The sequence below is a fragment of the Ancylobacter radicis genome (assembly GCF_018449475.1).
GTDB classification, from domain to species: domain Bacteria; phylum Pseudomonadota; class Alphaproteobacteria; order Rhizobiales; family Xanthobacteraceae; genus Ancylobacter; species Ancylobacter radicis.
In genome coordinates, this window is record NZ_JAHCQH010000014.1 from 467,029 (window position 1) to 488,698 (window position 21,670).

Sequence of the window (21,670 nt, forward strand, 5' to 3'; positions counted from 1 at the left end):
GAGGCCTCAGCATCAGCCTCGCGCCGGCCTAGCCTTCCTCATAGAGCTCCAGCGGCAGGCCGTCCGGGTCGGCGAAGAAGGTGAAACGCTTGCCCGTATAGGGATCGACCCGCACCGGCTCGACCGCGACGCCATGGCCGCTCAGCCGCGCGATCTCCGCGTCGAGATCGTCGGTGGCGAAGGCGAGATGGCGCAGCCCTTGCGCTTCCGGCCGGCTCGGGCGCGGCGGGGCGTCGGGGAAGGAGAACAGCTCGATCCGCGCATTGCCGGCATCGAGATCGCACTTCCAGGAGCGGCGCTCGGCGCGGTAGGCCTCGTGGAGGATCGCAAAGCCGAGAATCTCGGCATAGAAGCGGCGCGAGCGTTCATAATCCGCGCCGATGATCGCAATGTGATGAATACCCCGCATCGCGCCATCCTAAGCGCCTCCCGCCGGCCGCGAAAGTCGCGCCGGTCTGACGCACCCGGCCTCCCGCCCTTGTCATCGCCGCCCATCCCCGGCAGATAAGCCTTTCGTAGCAGAGCCGGGGGGACGACATGGCGGAAAAGCTGACGATGCACGAGATGCTGGCCACGGCCAGCCACCTTCCCCGCCTGCCCTTCGACCCCCGCGAACTCGCGGCGATCCGCGGCGCATCGCCCATCATCGGCGCCAAGCTCTCGCCCAAATTCGAGCCGGAGGACGGCTATTGCTACCTCGCCTCCAGCCAGCTCCACATGGAGTTCGTGGTGGTGAAGTCGGTCCGCAAGAAGACCCTCTTCGGCTCGCTCAAGCCGCGCTACACGATTTTCATGGGCTTCGACAATGGCGAGGTCTGGGAGCAGGGACCACAGGTCACCACGACCCGCGCCGTCGCCTTCGTGTTCCAGCGCCTTCAGGCGGCCGATCGCTGGCTCGACAGCGAATATGGCCGCAAGCGTTGAGCCTCAGCCGGCCTGAAGGCGCAGGCCGATAATGCCGGCGACGATGGCGCCGACGCAGACGATCTTCATCGCGGTCAGCGGCTCGTTGAACAGCACCGCCCCCAGGATCACCGTGCCGACCGAGCCGACCGCCGTCCACGCCGGATAGGCGACGCTGACCGGCAGCGTCTTCATCGCGGCGGTGAGGAACAGCAGGCTGGCAATGCCCGCCGCCACCGTGAAGATGCTCCAGCCGACGCGGGAGAAGCCGTCGGCATATTTCATCGTCACCGCGAACAGCATCTCGAACAGCGAGGCGATGAGCAGATAGATCCAGGCCATGTGCCTCTCCCGATGGCCCCGCGACGGCATCGCATGAGGCGTAGTGACTCGTCGGTGGCGAAGACCGACCCGGCTGCTTATAGTCGCTGCCGAATTGCCGCGGCAAACGCGGAATACTCACCTTACGGCTGAATTTAGCTCACCTATCAGGCTGTCATGCGACGTCTTCCCCCGCTTGCCGCGCTCCGCGCTTTCGAGGCCGCCGGGCGGCTGGAGAGCTTCAAGCGCGCGGCGGCCGAGCTGGGCGTCACGCCGACCGCCATCAGCCACCAGATCCGCCAGTTGGAAGCCGAGCTGGGCGTCGCTCTGTTCCATCGCCAGACCCGCAAGGTCGCTCTCACCGAGGAGGGGCGCGCCCTGCACGGTCCGGTGCGGCTCGGCTTCGATACCATGGCTGAGGCGGTCGACCGGCTGCGCCACAGGCCGGCGCGTCAGGTGGCGACGCTGTCCGCCACCGTCGCCTTCACCGCCCGGCTGCTGGTGCCGCGCGCCGCCCGCTTTCGCGCCCGCTTTCCCGGCTGGGATCTGCGCCTGCATGCCGCCGACGAGCCGGTCGATCTCGCGGCCGGCGAGGCCGACGCGGCCATTCGCTATGGCGCCGGGCCCTATCCGGGATTGCAGGCGGAAGACCTGATGGCGGAACGCTTCGCCCCGGTCTGCGCTCCGCATCTCGGCATCGCCACGCCGGATGATCTCGCCCATGCGACGCTGATCCATACCGAGAGCCTGTCTTTCGCGCCGCAGGCCAGCGTGCCGAGCTGGCGCCGCTTCGCCGACATCGCCGGGCTGCGCGGGCTCGATGTGGCCGGCGGCATTTCGCTGAACGATGAATCGAGCGCCATCCAGGCGGCCATCGCCGGGCAGGGCATCGCGCTGGTGAGCCTCACCCTGGTGGCCGCCGAACTCGCCACGGGCATTCTCACACAGCCCTTCGGCCCGATCCTCGAAGGGCTGCGCTACCGGTTCCTTGCGCCGGCCCGCAGTAGCGAGCGCCCGGCCACACAGGTACTGCGCCAATGGGTCAGCGAGGAATTCGCCGCCGGCTGAGAGCTACCCCGCTGACAGCCGCAGAGCCGGGGGCTGACCGCCCACCAGCAGCAGGTCGCTTTCGTCCTTCAGCGTCACACCGGTAAGACGGCGGGCCATCGCTTCCTTGATCAGCCAGGCCAGCTTGAAGGCGGCGTGGTCATGCGACAGCCCCTCCCCGCGCACATTGGAGATGCAGTTGCGCTGCGCGTCGGACAGGCCGACATGCGGCGCAAAGGTCAGATAGAGGCCGAGACTGTCCGGGGAAGACAGGCCGGGCCGCTCGCCGATCAGCACCACCACGGCGCGGGCCTTGAGCAACTCGCCGACCTCGTCGCCCAGCGCGACCCGCGCCTGCGCGGCGATGGCGATCGGCGCATGGCTCCAGCCGGCCTCGACCATCCGCGCCTTGAAGGCGGTCAGAAACGGCACGGCCTGCGCATGGATGGCGGTGGAGGACAGGCCATCCGCCACCACGATGGCCAAATCCACTTCTCCACCCGCCCGCTCGCTCAGAAGCGCGCGGCTGGCATCGGAGAGGCGACGCCCAAGGTCCGGCCGGCGCAGATAGGCATCGCGCGCCGGCGCCGCCGAGGCGATTTCCACGATCTCGAAACCCAGCGCGCCGATCTCCTGCGCCATGCGGGCCGAATCGAAGGGGGTGTGCACCGCGTCCCGCGCCTGCGCATGGGCGAGCGCGAAGCGCAGCACCTCGCGCGTCGGCAGGCCGGTGCCGGCGCGGCCGAGCGCGATCCGCGCGGGTGTGGTGGTCGCGAGTTTGCGCCAGGCATCCTCAATCACATATCCGGCGGCGGCCGGCTCGTCGGGCGTTTCGCTCTTTGCACCCTGGCTCATGCCGCGAGCCCCGGCGCGGCGGCGAGCAGCGGGTGATTGCCACGTTGCAGCTTCAGGCGCCCGTCCGGCTCGGTAATGCCCATGCGCTGGAGCCACGCCTCGAATTCCGGCGCGCGCTTCAGGCCCAGCACCTCGCGTAGATAGAGCTGATCGTGGAACGAGGTGGACTGGTAGTTCAGCATGATGTCGTCGGAGCCGGGAATGCCCATGATGTAGGTGACGCCCGCCGCGCCGAGCAGCGTCATCAGCGTGTCCATGTCGTCCTGGTCCGCCTCGGCGTGGTTGGTGTAGCAGACGTCGCAACCGAGCGGCACGCCCATCAGCTTGCCGCAGAAATGGTCCTCCAGCCCGGCGCGGATGATCTGCTTGCCGTCATAGAGATATTCCGGGCCGATGAAGCCGACGACGGTGTTGACCAGCAAGGGCCGGAACGGCCGGCACACCGCATAGGCTCGCGCCTCCAGCGTCTGCTGGTCGACGCCGTGATGGGCGTTGGCCGAGAGTGCGGAGCCCTGCCCGGTCTCGAAATACATGACATTGTCGCCCAGCGTGCCGCGCTTCAGCGACAGCGCCGCCTCGTGGCCTTCCCTCAAGGTAGCGAGGCTGATGCCGAAGGAGGCGTTCGCCGTTTCCGTTCCCGCAACGGACTGGAAGACGAGGTCGACCGGCACGCCGCGATTGATGACCTCGGTCGAGGTGGTCACATGGGTGAGCACGCAGGATTGGGTGGGAATGTCGAAACGCTGGATGATGTCGTCGGTCAGCTTCAGCAGCTCGCTCAGAACGGGGAGGCTGTCAGAGGCCGGGTTGATGCCGATGGTGGCATCGCCACAGCCATAGAGCAGGCCGTCGAGGATCGAGGCGGTGATGCCGGCGGGATCGTCGGTCGGGTGGTTCGGCTGCAACCGCACCGCCATCGTGCCGGGCAGGCCGATGGTGTTTCGGAACCGCGTCACCACCCGGCACTTCTTGGCGACGATGATGAGATCCTGATTGCGCATCAGCTTGGACACGGCGGCGGCCATTTCCGGTGTCACGCCCGGCGCCAGAGCGGCCAGAGCCTCGCTGGTCGCGCTGGCGGAGAGCAGGAAGTCGCGGAAATCGCCGACATTCATATGCGCGATAGGCCGAAACGCCGCTGCGTCATGCGTGTCGATAATCAGCCGCGTGACCTCGTCGGTCTCGTAGGGCACCAGCACCTCGCTGAGGAACGCCGCCAGCGGCACCTCGGCAAGGCACATGCGGGCGGCGACATTCTCCTCCGCTGAGGCAGCGGCAACGCCCGCCAGCATGTCGCCGGAGCGGGGCGGCGTGGCCTTGGCCATCAGTTCCTTCAGGTCCGCGAAGACATAGGCCTGCGGTCCGACGACATGACGATACGCCATTTTCCTGTTCACCTCGCGGCGCTGCCCATGCCCATTTGCGCGCCATGGATAGAAACTATCCCGAGCCGGCGGCGCCGAAAAGCGCGACTTGCGTTGGTCGACGTCATGCCACGCTGGACGGACGCGCGGCCACGGGCTAGGAGGCGGGAAATCTCAGGGGAGACGCGCCATGGCCACCTTCATCCTCGTCCACGGTTCCTGGCACTGGGGCGGCTGCTTCCAGAAGGTGGCGAACATCCTCGGCGCCAACGGCCATGCGGTGATCGCCCCCGACCTCGCCAGCCATGGCTTCGACCCGACCCCGACCGCCGCTGTCACCGACATCGCCGTCTATGCCGCCCCCGTGCGCGCGGCGCTGGAAGCGATCGAGGGCAAGGCCATTCTTGTCGGGCATTCCGTCGGCGGGGCGACCTGCACCTGGCTCGGCGAGGAGATGGCGGAACAGATCGAGGCGCTGGTCTATCTCACCGGCTTTATGGCGCCGAACGGCAAGACCGCCCGCGATTTCGTGATGACGCCGACCTATCTGAAGGACCCGGCCATCGTCGAGACGCAGGGCATGCTGCGCCTCGGCAAGGAGGGGCTCGGCCTCGACCTGACGAAGCGCGATCTGATCGCCCGCTCGCTCTATTCGGACTGCACCGCGCACGACATCGACCGGGCGCTGTCCAATCTCGTACGCGTCACGCCTCACGCGCCATTCCTGTACACATCGTCCACCACACTGCACCGTTTCGGCCGCCTCCCGCGGCACTATATCGAGTGCCTCCAGGACCGCGGTTTGCCGCTCGCCGTGCAGCGCGAAATGCAGGCGGCGGTGCCGGGTGCCCATCTCCACCAGCTCGATACCGGGCACTCCCCCTTCCTGTCGGCGCCCGAATCGGTCGCGGACATTCTCATGGAGATCGCCGGCTGACGGTGCGCCCGGCGGGCCACACCCCGGCGGTTCCGTCACACCACCCCTCCCCTTTGTTGCACCGCACCGCTAGGCTGCGCGCCGGATTCCGGTGATGTCGCAACAACAAGAGGGGAACATGTCGGATCAGAAGAAGCTCGAGGAGCTGCGCGCGAAATACGGCTCCATCGCCGGCGGGGTCATTTTCGACCCGACCTTCAAGAAGGTGGCCGAGCTCCAGTTCAAGGGCGGCGACCGGCGCGTCTGGCCGTGGGCCAATGCCGCGACCCTGCTCGACGCGCCCTATCGGCCGGAGGTTCAGGACCTGCCGGATTTCGGCGGACTCGACGTCGCGCTGATCGGCGTGCCGATGGATCTTGGCGTCACCAACCGCCCCGGCGCCCGCCAAGGCCCCCGCGCCGTCCGCGCCATCGAGCGTATTGGTCCCTATGAGCATGTTCTCGGCATGGTTCCAGCCGCCGAGGTGAAGTTGGCCGACATTGGCGACATGCCGTTCACCAGCCGTTTTAGTCTTGAGAACTGCCACGCGGACATTGAAACCTTTTACAAGAAGGTCGTGGCGGCCGGCGTTATTCCGCTGTCCGTCGGCGGTGATCATTCGATCACGGGCTCGATCCTCAAAGCCATCGGCGAGAAGCAGCCGGTCGGCATGCTGCACATCGACGCCCATTGTGACACCAGCGGCGTCTATGAAGGCGCCAAGTTCCACCATGGTGGCCCGTTCCGAAAGGCCGTGCTCGATGGCACGTTGGATCCCCAGCGCACCATCCAGATCGGCATACGCGGCGGCGCCGAGTTCCTATGGGAGTTCTCCTATGAGAGCGGCATGACGGTCATCCATGCCGAGGAGGTCACCGGCATGGGCGTGCCCGCCATCATCGCGAAGGCCAAGGCCATCCTCGGCACCGGTCCGGTCTATGTGTCCTTCGATGTGGACAGCCTCGATCCCGCCTTCGCGCCGGGCACCGGCACGCCGGAAATCGGTGGCCTCACCTCGCGCGAGGTGCTGGAGATCCTGCGCGGCCTCAACGGGCTCGATGTCATCGGTGGTGACGTCGTCGAGGTGGCTCCGCAGTATGATAGTACCTCCAACACGGCGCATGCGGCGGCGCAAGTGCTGTTCGAAATTCTCTGCATGTCGGTGACGGCGCTCAAGGCGCGGCGGGGGGAGTGATGCGCCTTGCCATGCTGCAAACCGCCGGCGACCCGGAAAACCGGCCGTCGGTCAATCTCGACATACTGGAACGCGCCGCCGCCCGCGCGGCGCAGGGCGGCGCGGACCTGCTGTTGGCGCCAGAGATGTTCCTCACCGGCTATAATATTGGTCGCGAGGCGGCCGAGGCGGTGGCGGAGCCGGCGGACGGGGCGAGCGCCGTCCGTGCGGCACAGATCGCCAGCACCCATAACGTCGCGCTCTGCTACGGCTATCCCGAGCGCGACGCGGCGGGCCTCATCTACAATTCCGCCCTGCTGCTCGACCGCGACGGCCGGCAGTTGCTCAACTTCCGCAAGACGCATCTGTTCGGGGATCTCGACCGCGCCATGTTCGCGCCCGGCGCGGGTACGGCGGAGGTGGCGGAGGTCGCCGGCATGAAGGCGGGACTGCTCATCTGCTATGATGTGGAGTTCCCGGAAGCGGTGCGCGCGTTGGCTCTGAACGGCGCCGACCTCGTTCTCGTGCCGACGGCGAACATGAAGCCCTATGACGCGGTGTCGCTTTATATCGTCCCGGCCCGCGCCTTCGAAAGCGAGCTGTTCATCGCCTATGCCAATCGCTGCGGCAGCGAAGGCGAGCTCGACTATATGGGGCTGAGCTGCGTCGGTGACCCGAGCGGGGGCAACCTCGTGCTGGCGGGCGATGGCGAGGAACTCGTCTTCGCCGATCTCACGACCGAGGCGCTGGAGCGCGGGCGCTCGCTCAACACCCATATGCGAGACCGTCTGCCTGAGGTTTACGGCCGGCTCGTCGGCTCCCGCTGAGCCGACACACGGTAAAAAGAAGGGCGTGCGAGGGGCTGCCCCGCACGCCCTTTTTTACGACCGCTCGATGGATCAGTGCGCGGGCGACTGGCGCGCGCCCATGGCGGAAAGTCCTTCCGCCTCGACGGCGCTGCGGGCGATGAACCGGGCACGCAGCGGCTTCAGAACAACCAGCGCGAGAAGCGCCGCCATGGCGTTGAGGCCGACCGCGATGGCGAACACCGCGTACCAGCCATAGGCCGCCGCGATGAGGCTGGCGAAGGGCACCAGCAGCGCCGCCGTGCCCTTGGCGGTGTAGAGCATGCCGGCATTGGTGGCGGCGAATTTCGAGCCGAACGTGTCGCCGCAGGTCGCCGGGAACAGCGAGTAGATTTCACCGAACACGCCGAAGAAGCCAGCCGTCGCCAGCACGAAGACCAGCGGGTTCGAGCCGTGATAAACCAGCAGCAATAGCATCACGGCGGCGGTGCCGAAGGCGATGAACATGGTGTTCTCGCGCCCGATCCGGTCTGAGACATAGCCGAAGATCGGCCGGCCGAAACCGTCAAAGATGCGGTCGAGCGAGATGGCAAGGGTCAGCGCCGCCGCCTGCAGGCCGAGCAGGTTCACCGGAATATCAGCGACGCCGAGATCATGGGCGATCGGGCCGATCTGCGCCGCCGCCATAAGGCCGCCCGAGGCAACCATCACGAACAGCAGATAGAGCAGCCAGAACACAGGCTTGGTGACGGTCTGCGAGGGCTGGTAGTCGACCTTGCTCTGCGGCAGCCCAAGCGCCTTCTTCGGCGGCGCGATCTTGTGGACGGGCGGGCGCAGGAACTGGGCGAGCAGCAGGACGACCACACCCTGGCCGATGCCGAACCAGAAGAAGGCGGCCTGATAGCCATGCGAGGCGATGGTGTTGGCGATCGGCACCACGGTCAGTGCCGCGCCGGCGCCGAAGCCGGCCGCCGTGGCGCCGGCCGCAAGGCCACGACGGTAGGGAAACCATTTCAGCGCATTGCCGACGCAGGTGCCGTAGACGGCGCCGGCACCGATACCAGCGAACACCGCCCCGACATAGAGCAGGGTGAGCGAGTCGGCATAGGAGTTGATGATCCAGGCGAGGCCGATCATCACGCCGCCGAAGGTCACGACGATGCGCGGACCATAGCGATCGACGAACCACGCCTCGATCGGCACCAGCCAGGTCTCGGTCAGCACGAAGATGGTGAAGGCGGTCTGGATCGCCGCGCGGCTCCAGCCATGGGCCTGATTGATCGGATCGACGAACAGGGTCCAGCCATATTGAAGATTGGCGATCATCGCCATGCAGAGGACGCCGCAGGCCAGTTGAAGCCAGGGCTCCCAGGCCCGCGCGCTGGTCCTTGGGCTCGTAACGTTCGGTTCCATTGAGACTTTCCTCAACCTGTTGATGCCGCGCGGCTCTTGGTGGCCGCTTCCGGCGCGGGTGCTCGACACACCCCGGATGTTCATCTGGCTGGGCTCGCATGCCGGGCTCGAAACCGCCTCCCGGCCTCTCCGAACGTCAGATCGTGACGCTCGGTCAAGTATTCAATTTTTCAATCACGCGATACCGCTCACAAAAGACAAATAACATTTCCAATGATGTTTTCAACATGCTTCATACGAATGTATGTTTACATGATTTATTGCGGTCAGATCATTAAAATAACAATTTAATTTGAATATATTGCGGGATGATTTTCAGTATTCTCACGGCCGTGAGCGAAATATGATCGCGATGGAGCGGTCTCTTGAAGTGATGGGATACGGGTCCTGACGCAGAGGTGCCGTGCGCCGTCTCTGCGTCAGGACCCTGGCTTTCCCAGCGCCGCCCGCCGAAGGCGTCCAGCTCGCGATCCATGACAGTTGGGTAAGCGGCCAAGAGTCATCGCCACCGGCCGCCGGCTCTCCGACGCATCTTCCCCGCGACTCGCGCGGAACCCCTTGGCCTTCACCGCGTTCCAATACCGCGGCCGGTGCCTTGTTCCGGCTGCCAATGGAAAGGGATTGTCTATGAACCGCACTGTCCTCGGCGCTCTGGTCGTGGTGCTCGCCGTTGTGGCCGCCATTTTCGCCTATCAGGCCTATGAGCGGGATCAGAACTCGCTGCAGATCGAAGTCGGTCCGCAGGGCGTAAAGGTCGATCCGCCGGGCTGAGGGGTTGCGCAGGCCGACGAAAGTATCATTTCGGCCGGCTGCATCGCGGGGATGGGTGGTCTAAAAGGGCCGCCTGATCCTCGTCCGGCCTGCGTCCTCGCCCGCCGCGACGCTCCCGGAGCCCGCAGCCCATGTCATCCAGCCCTGCCGCCCTGTCCGGCGGCACCGTCGCCAATCCCCGCTCGCGCGTCATCCTCGCCAGCCTGATCGGCACCACCATCGAGTTCTACGACTTCTACGTCTATGCCACGGCGGCCGTGCTGGTATTTCCGCACCTTTTCTTCCCGCCCGGCAATGACGCGACCGCCCTGCTCGCTTCCTTCGCCGTGTTCGGCGCGGCGATGGTGGCGCGTCCGCTCGGGGCCATCTTCTTCGGCCATCTCGGCGATAAGCGCGGGCGCAAGGTGACGCTGGTCGGTGCCCTGCTCACCATGGGCATCGCCACCTTCCTCATCGGCGCCCTGCCCACCTATCATCAGGTCGGCTGGCTGGCCCCGGCGCTGCTGATGCTGATGCGCCTCGCGCAGGGCTTCGCGCTCGGCGGCGAATGGAGCGGCGCGGCGCTGGTCGCCACCGAGAATGCGCCCGCCGGCAAGCGCGCGGTCTACGGCACCTTCCCGCAACTCGGCGCCCCGCTTGGCTTTATCCTCGCCAATGGCCTGTTCCTCATCATCGCCGCCATCCTGCCGTCCGATGATCCCTCACGCCCGTCGCAGGCATTCCTCGATTGGGGCTGGCGCATCCCGTTCCTGTTTTCCATCGTCATGGTGGCGGTGGGCCTGTGGGTCCGGCTCAATCTGGTGGAGAGCACGGCGTTCGAGAAGACGGTGAAGGCCGGCAAGGTCCACAGCCTGCCGCTGGTTTCGGTGTTCCGCACCCATACGCGCCAGCTCGTGCTCGGCACCTTCTACATGCTGGCGACCTATGTGCTGTTCTATCTGATGACCACCTTCTCGCTGAGCTATGGCCGCGCGGCGGTGAACGGTGCCCTGCCAGGACTTGGGTATGATTACACCACCTTCGTGCTGATGATGATCATCGGCGTGGTGTTCTTCGGCATCTTCACCATGCTCTCCGGCCCGTGGGCGGACCGCTGGGGCCGCCGGGGCACGCTGATCGGGGTGACGCTCGCCATTATCGCCTTCGGCCTGCTCTGGGTGCCGATGCTGGCCGGCGGCACCATCGGGGTGATGGCGTGGCTCATCCTCGGCTTCAGCCTGATGGGGATGACCTTCGGTCCGATGGGCGCGCTGCTGCCGGAGCTGTTCCCGGCCAATGTGCGCTACACCGGCTCGGGCATTTCCTACAACGTCTCCTCCATCCTCGGCGCGGCGGTCGCTCCCTTCATCGCCATCGCGCTGTGGAGCTGGGGCGGCGGCAGCCCGTTCTGGGTAGGATTATACCTTTCCGCAATGGCCGGCCTGACGCTGATCGCGCTGCTGATGGGCACGGAGACCCGCGACGTCGACATCGAGGCGTGACGTGTCGCCCGGATCTCAGATCCGGGCGAGCCTCAGCCGGGCGATGAGGAAGGCGAGCAGCGCCGCCGCGACACAGGCCATCGCCGCCCGGTCGAGCGCCACCATGAAGGCGGCATGCGCCGCCTCCACCAGCGGCGCGGCCAGTTCCGCCGGCAGTCGCCCGGCGGCAATGACCGCGCCATCAAGCGTCGCGCGCGCCGCCGTGAGCGCGGCTCCCGGCAGGTCGGGCAGGCTGAACGCCACCATCTCCAGCCGATAGCTCGCCGCGACGAGACTACCGAGCACGGCGATGCCGAGCGCGCCGCCAAACTCGAAACTGGTCTCCGAGATCGCCGAGGCCGCCCCGGCACGCTCCGCCGGGGCGATGCGCATGACGAAATCGGTGGTGAGCGTGCCGACCGGCGCAAGCCCAAGGCAGATCAGCACAATTGCCGTCATGAGGACCCAGATCGACGAGCCGGGGTGAAGCTGCGTCAGCACGGCGAAGCCCAGTGCCGCGATCAGCGCGCCGGCGGAGAGCACATCGGCGGAGCGCCAGCGGCGCACCAGCCAGGGCGTCGCCATGGAGCCGAGCGCGAAGCACACGCCGGACGGTGCGGTCCAGAGCCCGGCCTCCAGCGGGCTCATGCCGCGCACGAGCTGGAGATATTGCGAGATGAAGACGAAGATGCCCATCGCACCGAGCATCGCCGTTACATTGATACCGAGCGCGGCCCCGAAACCGGGCGTGCGGAACAGCGCGAGGTCGATCATCGGGTCGGCGAGCCGCTTCTGCCGCGCGACGAACAGGGTGCCGACGCCGAGACCCAGCGCGACAGCCGCTACCGCCTCAACTCCAAAGCCGGATTCGGCCATCCGCTTCATGCCGTAAATAATTGACAGAGAAGCGATAATCGACTGCGCCGCGCTGAGCACATCAAGCCGGCCGGCCGTCTCGTCACGGAACTCCGGCAGCAGCAGCGGCCCGGCGATGAGCAGGCCGATCATCACCGGAACGGCGGCAAGAAACACCGCTCCCCACCAGAAATACGTCAGGATAATACCTCCGACCAGCGGGCCGAGCGCCGCGCCGGAGGAGAAGCAGGCGATCCATACGCCGATGGCGAAGGTGCGCTCGCGCTGGTCGAGGAAGATGTTGCGGATCAGCGAGAGGGTCGAGGGCGCCAGCGTCGCCCCGGCGATGCCGAGCACCGCGCGGGCGGCGATCAGTTCCTCGGCGGTGCGGGCGAAGGCGGCGAGAATCGAGGCTGCCGCGAAGGCCGCGGCACCGATCATCAACAGCCGGCGCCGGCCGATACGGTCGCCCAGCGTGCCCATCAGCATCAGCGTGCCGGCCACCATGAAGCCGTAAATATCAATGATCCAAAGGAGTTGTGCGGCGGAGGGGGCGAGGTCGAGCGACAGATGCGGCACCGCGAGGTTCAGCACGGTGAGGTCCATCGCATAGACGAGGCATGGCAGGGCGATCACCCCGAGCGCCACCCAGTCGCGCAGGCTCGCCATCCCGGCCCGACCTTGTTCACTCGTTACCTGCATCACGCACCCCGACAATGGGCGGTGGGCATAGCCCATTGCCCCCGCCCCAACCAGAGGGTGCTGACGTTCCGGCACGGTGCGAGGGCAACGTGACGCGATCCGGCAACAGTTCGGTGTTTTTATACCTCCGCCACGGTCAGGGCGGCGCCGCGCCCTCGATCCGCGCCCGCAGCTCGCGCTGCGCCGCCTCGTCCAGCGGGAAGCGCCACATCAGTGCAATGGCGGCGAGCTTCGGCAGAAGCGGCAGCCAGGCATAGAGTGCCGCGAGGGCTCCCGTCCCCGCGCCGCCGGGGCTACCGGGGCTGAAACCGGCAAGGTCGAGAAGCGGAAAAACCAAGCCGACACTGAGGGCTAGCGACAGTTTCGTCGCCAGCGTCCAGGCCGCGAAATACAGGCCTGACCGCTGCTCGCCGGAGGCGGCGGTGTCGACGTCGATGACATCCGCCTGAATGGCCGGGGGGATGACGAGGTCGAAGGCCAGCAGGAGGCCCGTCGCGACGCAGATCGCCGCGAAGGCGATGACGTCGCCCGGCCCAAGAAATCCAGCGGCGGCGAAAATGGCGCAGGCGATGAGCATGGAGCCGCACCAGGCGCGGTGTTTTTCTACCTTCTTCACCACATGAAGGGCCAGCGGCACACCGGCTATCGCACTGAGAAAATAGGCGAAAAGCAGCGGGCCGCGCAGTTCGGGGGCGCCCAGCCGGTCGGCCACGAAATACAGGAAAAGCGTTGCCGGAATGGCGTTGGCGAGGCCGTTCAGCACGAAGGCGGCGAGCAGGCGCCGGAACGGACGGTTCGCCGCGAGGTATCTGAGTGCCGCGCGCAGATCCAGACGGGTGCGGGAATGGTCCATCGGCTCGGGCACGAAACGCACCGCCAGGAGGCCGGCCAGCGGTGCAGTGAGGAGGACGATCAGGCCGATGAGAGCAAGTCCGTGCAATCCGTCCACCCGGTCGAAGCCCATCATGAAGGGCAGGCTGATCGCCACCAATGTGCCGACAAGCGTCGCCCCCTCCCGCGCCGCGGTGATCGCCGCCCGCTCGCGGTAGTCGCCCGACAGTTCCGCCCCCCAGGCGCCATAGGCCAGGGTCGCCCCCGTGTAGCCGAGCGAGACGCCGGTCGCCCAGAAGGCGAGATAGAGGAGCCCTGCCCCGGCCGGCGGGCCGAACAGCATGAAGGCGCTGACCGCCGCCACCGGGAGCGCGGCGAGGAAGAGGGTGCGCCGCCGCCCGAAGCGCACGCGCAGCCGGTCCGACAGCCAGCCCAGCGCCACGTCGCCCGCCGCATCGACAAGGCGCACCGCCAGCAGCACCCCGCCGACGGCGCCGAGCGGCAGGCCCAGCGTCTGCGTGTAGAAGGTCGGGACCAGCAGATAGAGCGGGAGGGCGAGCGCCGCGAGCGGCAGCGCCGGCAGCGCATAGGCGGCAAGCCGCCAGCGTCCCAGGCCGCCCGGTGAGGGCGCCGGCATCACGGCCGGCGGAATTCGACGCGCGAACGGGCGACCGGCAGACCGTATTTCGTCACCCATGCCGTGTTCAGCATCGTGCCGTCCGGCCGCAGGGTCATCGTGTCGTGGAAGCGGACGAGATTCTCGCCCGGCCCTTCATCGAGGTCGATCAGATAGTTGAAGGTCGCGGTATTGCCGCGGATGGTCACCGTCGTATCCCCGCGCACATCCTCGCGTGTGCCGCGATAGGTGCCATCGGCCTGCTTCTCGAACCGCCAGGTCTTGGTCTGGCGCTCGCCATCGGCAAAGGTGAAATTCTCCACCAACGTCAGCATCCGGCCGTTCCATTTGCCGTCGAGGGCGACGGAGAAACGCCGCGACGTGCCGTTGATGGCGTGGAAAGAGCCCTCGGCCTGGCTCGCGCCGGCGAAATAGCCCTCCAGCGTGAAGGGCTGCGCCGTGCTGGCGGCGGCGGGTGCCGTCAGCGCGAGGGCTGCGAGCAGACTCATGGGTAGAAGACGTTTCAGGCTCTGGCGCATCGCACCCTCCGTGGTCCTGCCCGCAACTACGTGCCGAACCGGGTTGTGGATGTGCGCGGGCAAGGTCGCGATCACGAAAGCGGATCGAGGACCGGCTCAGAACCGGCGTGCCGTCACGCGCCGCCGTCGTGAGGACGGCGCGTGACGGGGCCTGCTGTCAGGATCGGACGGTCACTGCGCCTTCGCCTTGGCGAGGAACGAGCCGTCGAAGGTCTTGGAGAGATCGATGGACGCGCCGTCGAACTTCGGGTCGGTGGTGGTGAGCAGGTTCAGCGCGCTTTTCATGCTGGCTTCGTCGATGTTGCCATCGGTCGAATAGGACTGGCGCGAGGCGTTGAACGCCTTGATGTACAGGTCCTTGTCGCCCAGCCAGTAATCCTGCGGCACGACGGCGGCCACCTCTTCCGGCGTCGCCTTCTCCAGCCATTTCAGCGTGCGGTAGAACACGTTGGTGAGCGCCTGCACCGTCTTGGGATTGGCCGCGATGAAGTCTTCCTTGAGGTAGAGCACCGCCGCCGGGTTCATGCCGCCGAACAGCTTCTCCGTGCCTTCCGTCGTGCGGGTGTCGATCATCACATTGATCAGGCCCATGTCTTCCAGCTTGGAGATCACCGGGTCGAGATGGGAGATGGCGTCGATCTCGCCCTTCTGCATCGCCGCGACCGCCGAGGCGCCGCCACCGACGCCGATGAAGGACGCGTCATCCGACTTCAGCCCGGCCTTGGCGAAGGCGTACTGGACCAGAATATGGGTCGAGGAGCCCGGCGCGGTGACGCCGATATTCTTGCCCTTGAGATCGGCCACCGATTTGATCTTGTCGGCTTCCGACTTGCGCACCGCGAGCACGATGCCGGGATAGCGGCCGAGGTCGATGACGGCGCGGATGTCCTGCTTCTTCTGCTGCATGCGGATCGTGTGCTCATAGGCACCCGTGACCGCATCCACCGAGCCGCCGACCAGCGCCTGCAGCGACTTGGCGCCGCCGCCGAAATCGTTGATCTCGACGGTGAGGCCGGCGTCCTTGAAGTAGCCGAGCCGCTCGGCCAGCGTCAGCGGGAGATAATAGAGCAGCGGCTTGCCACCGACGCCGATAGTGAGGTCCGGCTTCTCCACATCCGCCGCCTGCGCGCCAAGGGTGGGGAAAAGCAGGCTCGCTGCCAGCAAAAGAGAACGTATTTTCATTGGGTTCCTCCCGTTTCTTGATGAGATTTGTCAGCGGCTGAACCTGTCAGCCCTGTTCGCTGGCCGCCTGGGGCCGCCAGACCAGAAGGCGGTTTTCCACCCGCGTCACGATCCAGTCGATGACCAGCACGAAGGCCGCCAGAATGAACATGCCGGCGAACACGCCGGTGACGTCGAACACGCCTTCCGCCTGATGGATGAGATAGCCGAGCCCCGCCGCCGAGCCGAGATACTCGCCGACCACCGCGCCGACCAGCGCGAAGCCGACGGCGGTGTGCAGCGAAGAGAACATCCACGACATGGCCGAAGGCCAGTAGACGTTGCGGAACAGCTGGCGCTCGTTCATCCCCATCATGCGGGCATTGGCGAGCACCACCGGGCTAACCTCCTTCACGCCCTGATAGACGTTGAAGAACACGATGAAGAACACCAGCGTCACGCCCAGCGCCACTTTCGACCAGATGCCGAGACCGAGCCACAGCATGAAGATCGGCGCCAGCACCACGCGGGGCAGCGCGTTGACCATCTTCACATAGGGGTCGAACACCGCCGCCAGCAGCGGCTTGCGGGCAAACCAGAAGCCGATCAGCACGCCGCCGACCGAGCCGATGATGAAGGCCAGCACGGTCTCGGTCAGCGTGATCCAGAGATGCTTCCAGATCGTGCCCGAGACGAACAGCTCGACCACACGCTTGATCACGTCGAGCGGGGTGGAGAAGAAGAATTCCGGCAGCAGGTACTTGCCGCCGATCGGCACGGTGGCGCCGACATGCCAGAAGCCGAGCACGGCGATGGCGACCAGAACCTGCAGCAGCAGGAGCTTCAGGGGATGCGTCTTCACGGGGCGATCTCCTCGCCTTCGGTGATGTCGCCATAGGTCTTGGCGACCTCGGCCTTGAGCTGGTTCCAGATCTGCCGGTGCAGTTCATGGAAACGCGGATCGAGACGAATTTCGGAAGCGTCGCGCGGGCGGGCGAGGTCGATGGGGAAATCGCCGATGATGCGCGCCTCGGGCCCCGCCGACATGATGACCACGCGGTCGGAGAGCGCGATGGCCTCTTCGAGGTCATGGGTGACGAACAGCACCGCCTTGCGGTCCTGCGCCCAGAGCCGCAGCAAGAGCGTGCCCATGATCTGCCGGGTCTGTGCGTCAAGCGGGCCGAAGGGCTCGTCCATCAAGAGAATCTTGGGATCGCGCACCAGCACCTGGGCGAGGCCAACGCGCTTGCGCTGGCCGCCGGAGAGCTGGTGCGGGTAGCGCTCGCCGAAGCGGCCGAGGCCGACCTTGGTCAGCCACTCCTGCGCCTGCTCCAGCGCCCGCGCGCGCGGCGTACCGCCGATCTCCAGCGCGATGGCGACATTGTCCAGCGCCGTCTTCCACGGCATCAGCGCATCCTGCTGGAAGAGATAGCCGGCCTGGGCGTTGAGCCCTACCAGCGGCTCGCCGAAGATTGCGACCTTCCCGCCGGCCGGCTTCAACAGGCCCGCCGTGGCGTTGAGCAAGGTGGACTTGCCGCAGCCGGTGGGGCCGACAATGGCGACGAACTCGCCCTCGCGCACATGCAGCGAGGTCGGCGCCACCGCCTTGAACACCGGCTGGCCCTTCATGGCGAAGCTGATGCTCACATCATCGAGCGCCACGGCGAGCGGCGCGCCGCTGGCGGCCGGCGCGGCATGTGGTGCGGGGGAAGGCCGCAACGCGGTTTCCATGTCGCTTCCTCTCATCTCAGTTCAAAGTCCGCCACGCATGTGTCGGCATGCATGCGAACGAGGTCCTTTCCCTCTCCCCGTCGGGGAGAGGTGGCCCGCGCAGCGGGTCGGTGAGGGGCGACAACATCCCGATGCGTCGAAGCCCCCTCACCCCAGCCCTCTCCCCGACGGGGAGAGGGGAAAAGGCGGCCCTCAGGGCCGGCGGCTGCGCTGCCGGGCTCACGATGCCGCCTCGATGCCTGCCGGGACGGGGTGAAGATCCCCGCTCCGGCCCGCCTTGGCCACCTGGCCGTTAATGTCGTGGCCGAGCAGGGCCGGCAGCCCGCGCGCCAGTTCAAGCAGGCGCGGCAGGTCGACGCCGGTCGCCACGCCCATCTCCTCCAGCATATGGACGAGATCCTCGGTCGAGATGTTGCCGGTCGCGCCCGGCGCGAAGGGGCAGCCGCCAATGCCGCCGAGCGAGGCGTCGAAGCGGTCCGCCCCCTCCTCCAGCGCGGCCAAAACATTGGCGAGACCCATGCCGCGCGTGTTGTGGAAATGCAGGGTCAGCGGCACGGCCCCAAAGCTCTGCCGCACCGCCCGCACCAGCCCCGCCACCTGCCGGGGATTGGCCATGCCGGTGGTGTCGGCGAGCGTGATCGAATCGAGACCGATCTCCAGATAGCGCCCGGCCAGCGCCAGCACCTTGTCCGGCGCCTGCGTCCCCTCGAACGGGCAGCCAAAGGCGGTGGCGATGGAGCCGTTGAGAAGCGCCCGCCCCTTCGTTTCCGCGACGATGGCGCGGAAACCCTCCAGCGACTGTTCCGGGGTCATGCGCATATTGGCGAGGTTGTGCGTCGCGCTCACCGACAGGACGAGGTTCAGCTCGTCCATGCCGGCCTCCAGCGCCGCCTGCGCGCCGCGCAGATTGGGCACCAACGCGACATAGGTCACGCCCGCGCGGCGGGTGATGGCGCGCGCCACCTCGCCCGCATCGGCCAGATTCGGCACCGCCTTGGGCGAGACGAAGGAGGTCACCTCGATCTTCGACACGCCGGTCTGCGACAGCGCGTCGATCAGCGCGATCTTGTCGGGCGTCGGCAGGAAGCGCGGCTCGATCTGAAGCCCGTCGCGCGTCACCACTTCCTGGATATGCACGCGGGCGGGAAGGCTCGCCAGACTCACGAGGCGGTCTCCTCGGGCGCGGGCTGGGCGACAGCGCCGCTGGCGAGCAGCGCCTCGATTTCCGCCGCGCCATAGCCGAGCCCGGCCAGCACATCGGCGGTGTTCTCGCCGAGGCGCGGGCCGAGCCAGTTCACGCTGCCGGGGGTCTCCGAGAGCTTGGGCACGATGCCCGGCATCTTCACCTGCGTTCCGTCCGGCAGGATCGAGGGCAGGATCATCTCGCGCGCCAGATATTGCGGGTCGCGCACGATGTCCTCGACCGAATAGATGCGCGAATTGGGCACGTCCGCCTTGTCGAGCACGGCCACCACCTCCTCGATCGGGAAGCGGCGGGTCCAGTCGGCAATGGCGCCGTCCAGTTCCGAGGCATGGGCGGCGCGCCCCTCATTGGAGGCAAGGCGCGGGTCGTTGCCGAGATCGTCGCGGCCGATGGCGGTCATCAGCCGCTTGAAAATGGCATCGCCATTGCCGGCGACCACCACATAGGCGCCGTCGCGGGTCGGATAGGTGTTGGAGGGCGCGATGCCCGGCAGCGCGCCGCCGGAACGCTGGCGCACATGGCCGAGCAGATCATATTCCGGGACCAGACTCTCCATCATGTTGAACACGCTCTCATAGAGCGAGACGTCGACCACCTGCCCGCCGCCATGGCCGGTCTTCACGCGGATCAGCGCCATCAGCGCGCCGATCACCGCATGCAGGGCGGACAGCGAATCGCCGATGCTGATGCCGGTGCGCGCCGGCGGGCGGTCGGGATCGCCCGAGGTGAAGCGCATGCCGCCCATCGCCTCGCCCACCGCGCCGAAGCCGGGACGCTCGCGATAGGGCCCGTCCTGGCCGAAGCCGGAAATGCGGACCATGACGAGATTGGGGTTGATCGCCTTCAGCGCCTCCCAACCGAGGCCCCAGCGTTCCAGCGTGCCGGGCCGGAAATTCTCGATCAGCACATCGGCCTCGCGCACCATGCGGCGCACGATCTCCTGGCCTTCCGCCGTGCGCATATTGATGGCGATCGACTTCTTGTTGCGCGACTGAAGATACCACCAGAGCGAGGTGCCCTTGTGCAGCTTGCGCCATTTGCGCAGCGGATCGCCCTCGCCCGGCGACTCGACCTTGATCACCTCGGCACCGAATTCGGCCATCAGCCGGGCGGCGAAGGGGGCGGCAATCAGATTGCCGAGTTCGACCACGCGGATTCCCGCCAGCGGTCCGTGGGTGGCTTCGTCCATGCGACGCATCTCCCGGAGGTTTTTCCGTTCTATCGGTCGAAAGCGGCGCGAGGTCCAATCATCTTTCGGCATAATTCGATGCCCGGCACGCGCGGGATGCTGAAAACAGGACGGGGAAACTCGGTCAGGGCACGCGCCCGCGCCTGAGACCGCGGCCTTCAGGGGCCCTCGCGGCCGGTAGCGGCCAGCCGGTCCAGATGGGCGCGGATATGGGCGGCCTCGGCAGCCGTGGTGGCGAGGCCGATCGCGGTCATGAAGCCATCGCGCGCCTCGCTCGTTCGGCCGAGCTGCATCAGCAGCGCGCCGCGCAGGCCATGATAGTAGAAATAGCCGGACAGCTTGTCGCCGAGCGGCTCGACCATGGCCAGCGCCGCCTCCGGCCCGCGCAGCTTCGCGACCGCCACCGCCCGGTTCAGCGTCACCACCGGGGAGGGCTGGATGATCTCGAGGGTGCTGTAGAGCAGCTCGATCTCCGCCCAATCCGTCTCCTCGGGCCGCGCCGCACGCGCATGCAGCGCCGCGATCGCCGCCTGCACCTGATAGGGACCCGGCCGGCGGTGACGCAGCGCCTTGTCGAGCAGGGCAAGCCCCTCGGCGATCACCGGCCGGCTCCAGAGCCGGCGGTCCTGATGGTCGAGCAGGATCACCATGCCCTCCGCGTCGAACCTCGCCTTGGCACGGGCATGCTGGAGCAGCATGAGCGCGGCCAGACCCATGATTTCCGGCTCGGCGGGAAACAGCCGCAGCAGCAGCCGGGCGAGGCGGATCGCCTCCTCGCACAAGGGCTCGCGGGCGGCGGACAGGTCGCCCGCGGCCGAATAGCCCTCGTTGAAGACGAGGTAGATCATGGCCGCGACGACGCCGAGCCGTTCGGCGCGCTCCACCGCGCCGGGCGTCTCGAAGGGCACTTCAGCCTTTGCCACCCGCGCCTTCGCCCGTGTGATGCGCTGCTCCATCGCCGCTTCCGTGACCAGAAAGGCGCGGGCGATCTGCCTGACCGAGAGGCCGGAGACGACGCGCAGCGCCAGCGCGATCTGCTGCGTCGCCGGCAGATCCGGGTGGCAGCAGATGAACAGAAGGCGCAGCACGTCATCGCGATAATGCGCGCCGTCCATGCGCTCGGCGATCACCGCCTCGGCGTCCTCGATGTCGGAGAGCATCTCCTCGGCCGGCAGCTCGGTCTGCCGGGCCCGGCGCCTCACCGTGTCGAGCGCGACATTGCGGCCGACGAAAATCAGCCAGGCGGCGGCATCGCGCGGCGGGCCGTTCTGCGGCCAGCTGCGCAGGGCGCGCAGGCACGCTTCCTGGAACGCCTCCTCGGCCAGATCGAGATCGCGGAAATAGCGCAGCAGAGCGGCCACCGCCTGCGGACGCGCGGCGGCCAGCGTGGTGCCGATCCGGCGCGCCTCGTCCATCAGGGCGCGAAGCTGCCGGGCACGAACAGGCTGACGGGCCGCACCTCATAGGCGCCGCCGGGATTGGCGCGGGCGAGTTCGCGGGCGACCTCCAGTGCCTCCTCAAGATCGGCGCAGTCGATGGTGTAGAAGCCGAGCAACTGCTCCTTGGTCTCGGCGAACGGGCCGTCCAGCACCAGCGGCGGGTCCTGGTCCTTGCGCAGCGTGGTGGCGGCGGTGGTCGGCAGAAGGCGCGCCGCCGGGCCCAGCTTGCCGGCCCTGGCGAGCTTTTCGTGGACGACGGCAAGGCGGGCCATCACGGCGTCGTCCTCCTCCTTGGTCCAGCCACAGACGACGTCTTCCTGATGGTAGCAGAGCAGTGCGTAGATCATGTTCGCCCTTTCGCAGTAGGGGGCGG

The 21,670-nt window shown here is 67.1% G+C and carries 22 protein-coding genes; 7 read left to right on the forward strand and 15 right to left on the reverse strand.

The window, feature by feature from the left end:
• Positions 1 to 28: 28 nt before the first annotated feature.
• Positions 29 to 409, reverse strand: a complete 381-nt coding sequence (gene gloA2 / locus KIP89_RS05445; protein WP_213754373.1) for an SMU1112c/YaeR family gloxylase I-like metalloprotein — start codon at positions 407 to 409, stop codon at positions 29 to 31.
• 128 nt (positions 410 to 537) lie between these two features.
• Here gloA2 and KIP89_RS05450 point away from each other — a divergent pair, with 128 nt between their 5' ends.
• Positions 538 to 924: a hypothetical protein gene (locus tag KIP89_RS05450; RefSeq protein ID WP_213754374.1), complete on the forward strand. Its 387-nt coding sequence runs from the start codon at positions 538 to 540 to the stop codon at positions 922 to 924.
• 3 nt (positions 925 to 927) lie between these two features.
• On the opposite strand, the gene KIP89_RS05455 is transcribed toward KIP89_RS05450, so the two are convergent.
• Positions 928 to 1,245 (reverse strand): DMT family transporter, encoded by a 318-nt coding sequence (locus KIP89_RS05455; RefSeq protein WP_213754375.1) that lies wholly within the window; start codon positions 1,243 to 1,245, stop codon positions 928 to 930.
• A 156-nt stretch (positions 1,246 to 1,401) separates the two neighbouring features.
• On the opposite strand from KIP89_RS05455, the gene KIP89_RS05460 reads away from it, so the two are divergent.
• Positions 1,402 to 2,292 (forward strand): LysR substrate-binding domain-containing protein, encoded by an 891-nt coding sequence (locus KIP89_RS05460; protein WP_213754376.1) that lies wholly within the window; start codon positions 1,402 to 1,404, stop codon positions 2,290 to 2,292.
• 3 nt (positions 2,293 to 2,295) lie between these two features.
• On the opposite strand, the gene eutC is transcribed toward KIP89_RS05460, so the two are convergent.
• On the reverse strand, positions 2,296 to 3,126 hold the full coding sequence (eutC, locus tag KIP89_RS05465; protein ID WP_213754377.1) for an ethanolamine ammonia-lyase subunit EutC: 831 nt from the start codon (positions 3,124 to 3,126) through the stop codon (positions 2,296 to 2,298).
• Entirely contained in the window at positions 3,123 to 4,511 is a 1,389-nt protein-coding gene (locus KIP89_RS05470) for an ethanolamine ammonia-lyase subunit EutB (RefSeq protein WP_213754378.1), read from the reverse strand. Before KIP89_RS05470 ends, eutC begins: the two co-directional genes overlap by 4 nt.
• 169 nt (positions 4,512 to 4,680) lie before the next feature.
• On the opposite strand from KIP89_RS05470, the gene KIP89_RS05475 reads away from it, so the two are divergent.
• The 3 genes from KIP89_RS05475 (at position 4,681) to KIP89_RS05485 (ending at position 7,407) form a co-directional block, all read left to right on the forward strand.
• A complete protein-coding gene (locus KIP89_RS05475; protein ID WP_213754379.1) occupies positions 4,681 to 5,427 on the forward strand; it encodes an alpha/beta fold hydrolase in 747 nt (248 codons plus the stop codon).
• A gap of 118 nt (positions 5,428 to 5,545) precedes the next feature.
• Positions 5,546 to 6,601 (forward strand): agmatinase, encoded by a 1,056-nt coding sequence (gene speB / locus KIP89_RS05480; protein ID WP_213754380.1) that lies wholly within the window; start codon positions 5,546 to 5,548, stop codon positions 6,599 to 6,601.
• An 11-nt stretch (positions 6,602 to 6,612) separates the two neighbouring features.
• A complete protein-coding gene (locus KIP89_RS05485) occupies positions 6,613 to 7,407 on the forward strand; it encodes a carbon-nitrogen hydrolase family protein (protein WP_250152205.1) in 795 nt (264 codons plus the stop codon).
• Positions 7,408 to 7,479: 72 nt separating this feature from the next.
• Here KIP89_RS05485 and oxlT read toward each other — a convergent pair whose 3' ends face one another.
• Positions 7,480 to 8,799: an oxalate/formate MFS antiporter gene (oxlT, locus tag KIP89_RS05490; protein WP_213754382.1), complete on the reverse strand. Its 1,320-nt coding sequence runs from the start codon at positions 8,797 to 8,799 to the stop codon at positions 7,480 to 7,482.
• Between the two features lie 627 nt (positions 8,800 to 9,426).
• Between oxlT and KIP89_RS05495 the strand changes: the two genes are divergently transcribed.
• Positions 9,427 to 9,570 carry a hypothetical protein gene (locus KIP89_RS05495; RefSeq protein ID WP_213754383.1) on the forward strand — a complete coding sequence of 48 codons (144 nt, stop codon included), beginning with the start codon at positions 9,427 to 9,429 and terminating at the stop codon, positions 9,568 to 9,570.
• Between the two features lie 131 nt (positions 9,571 to 9,701).
• Positions 9,702 to 11,051: an MFS transporter gene (locus KIP89_RS05500; protein ID WP_213754384.1), complete on the forward strand. Its 1,350-nt coding sequence runs from the start codon at positions 9,702 to 9,704 to the stop codon at positions 11,049 to 11,051.
• 15 nt (positions 11,052 to 11,066) lie between these two features.
• On the opposite strand, the gene KIP89_RS05505 is transcribed toward KIP89_RS05500, so the two are convergent.
• The 10 genes from KIP89_RS05505 to KIP89_RS05550 form a co-directional block, all read right to left on the reverse strand.
• Positions 11,067 to 12,587, reverse strand: coding sequence for an MFS transporter (locus KIP89_RS05505; protein ID WP_213754385.1), 1,521 nt, complete (start codon positions 12,585 to 12,587; stop codon positions 11,067 to 11,069).
• Positions 12,588 to 12,723: 136 nt separating this feature from the next.
• Complete coding sequence (locus KIP89_RS05510; RefSeq protein ID WP_213754386.1) at positions 12,724 to 14,055, reverse strand: MFS transporter; 1,332 nt, start codon at positions 14,053 to 14,055, stop codon at positions 12,724 to 12,726.
• Entirely contained in the window at positions 14,055 to 14,543 is a 489-nt protein-coding gene (locus tag KIP89_RS05515) for a DUF3833 family protein (protein ID WP_213754387.1), read from the reverse strand. The genes KIP89_RS05510 and KIP89_RS05515 overlap by 1 nt, the downstream gene beginning before the upstream one ends.
• Positions 14,544 to 14,744: 201 nt before the next feature.
• Entirely contained in the window at positions 14,745 to 15,755 is a 1,011-nt protein-coding gene (locus KIP89_RS05520) for an ABC transporter substrate-binding protein (RefSeq protein ID WP_213754388.1), read from the reverse strand.
• Positions 15,756 to 15,801: 46 nt separating this feature from the next.
• The gene (locus tag KIP89_RS05525) at positions 15,802 to 16,596 is read right to left on the reverse strand and encodes an ABC transporter permease (protein ID WP_213754389.1); all 795 of its coding nucleotides are present in this window, start codon (positions 16,594 to 16,596) and stop codon (positions 15,802 to 15,804) included.
• A complete protein-coding gene (locus KIP89_RS05530; protein ID WP_213754390.1) occupies positions 16,593 to 17,465 on the reverse strand; it encodes an ABC transporter ATP-binding protein in 873 nt (290 codons plus the stop codon). Before KIP89_RS05530 ends, KIP89_RS05525 begins: the two co-directional genes overlap by 4 nt.
• Before the next feature lie 219 nt (positions 17,466 to 17,684).
• A complete protein-coding gene (locus KIP89_RS05535; RefSeq protein ID WP_213754526.1) occupies positions 17,685 to 18,623 on the reverse strand; it encodes a hydroxymethylglutaryl-CoA lyase in 939 nt (312 codons plus the stop codon).
• 2 nt (positions 18,624 to 18,625) lie between these two features.
• The gene (locus tag KIP89_RS05540) at positions 18,626 to 19,858 is read right to left on the reverse strand and encodes a CaiB/BaiF CoA transferase family protein (RefSeq protein ID WP_213754391.1); all 1,233 of its coding nucleotides are present in this window, start codon (positions 19,856 to 19,858) and stop codon (positions 18,626 to 18,628) included.
• Positions 19,859 to 20,016: 158 nt separating this feature from the next.
• A complete protein-coding gene (locus KIP89_RS05545) occupies positions 20,017 to 21,273 on the reverse strand; it encodes an RNA polymerase sigma factor (RefSeq protein WP_213754392.1) in 1,257 nt (418 codons plus the stop codon).
• Positions 21,273 to 21,644 carry a YciI family protein gene (locus tag KIP89_RS05550; RefSeq protein ID WP_213754393.1) on the reverse strand — a complete coding sequence of 124 codons (372 nt, stop codon included), beginning with the start codon at positions 21,642 to 21,644 and terminating at the stop codon, positions 21,273 to 21,275. Before KIP89_RS05550 ends, KIP89_RS05545 begins: the two co-directional genes overlap by 1 nt.
• Positions 21,645 to 21,670 lie beyond the last annotated feature (26 nt).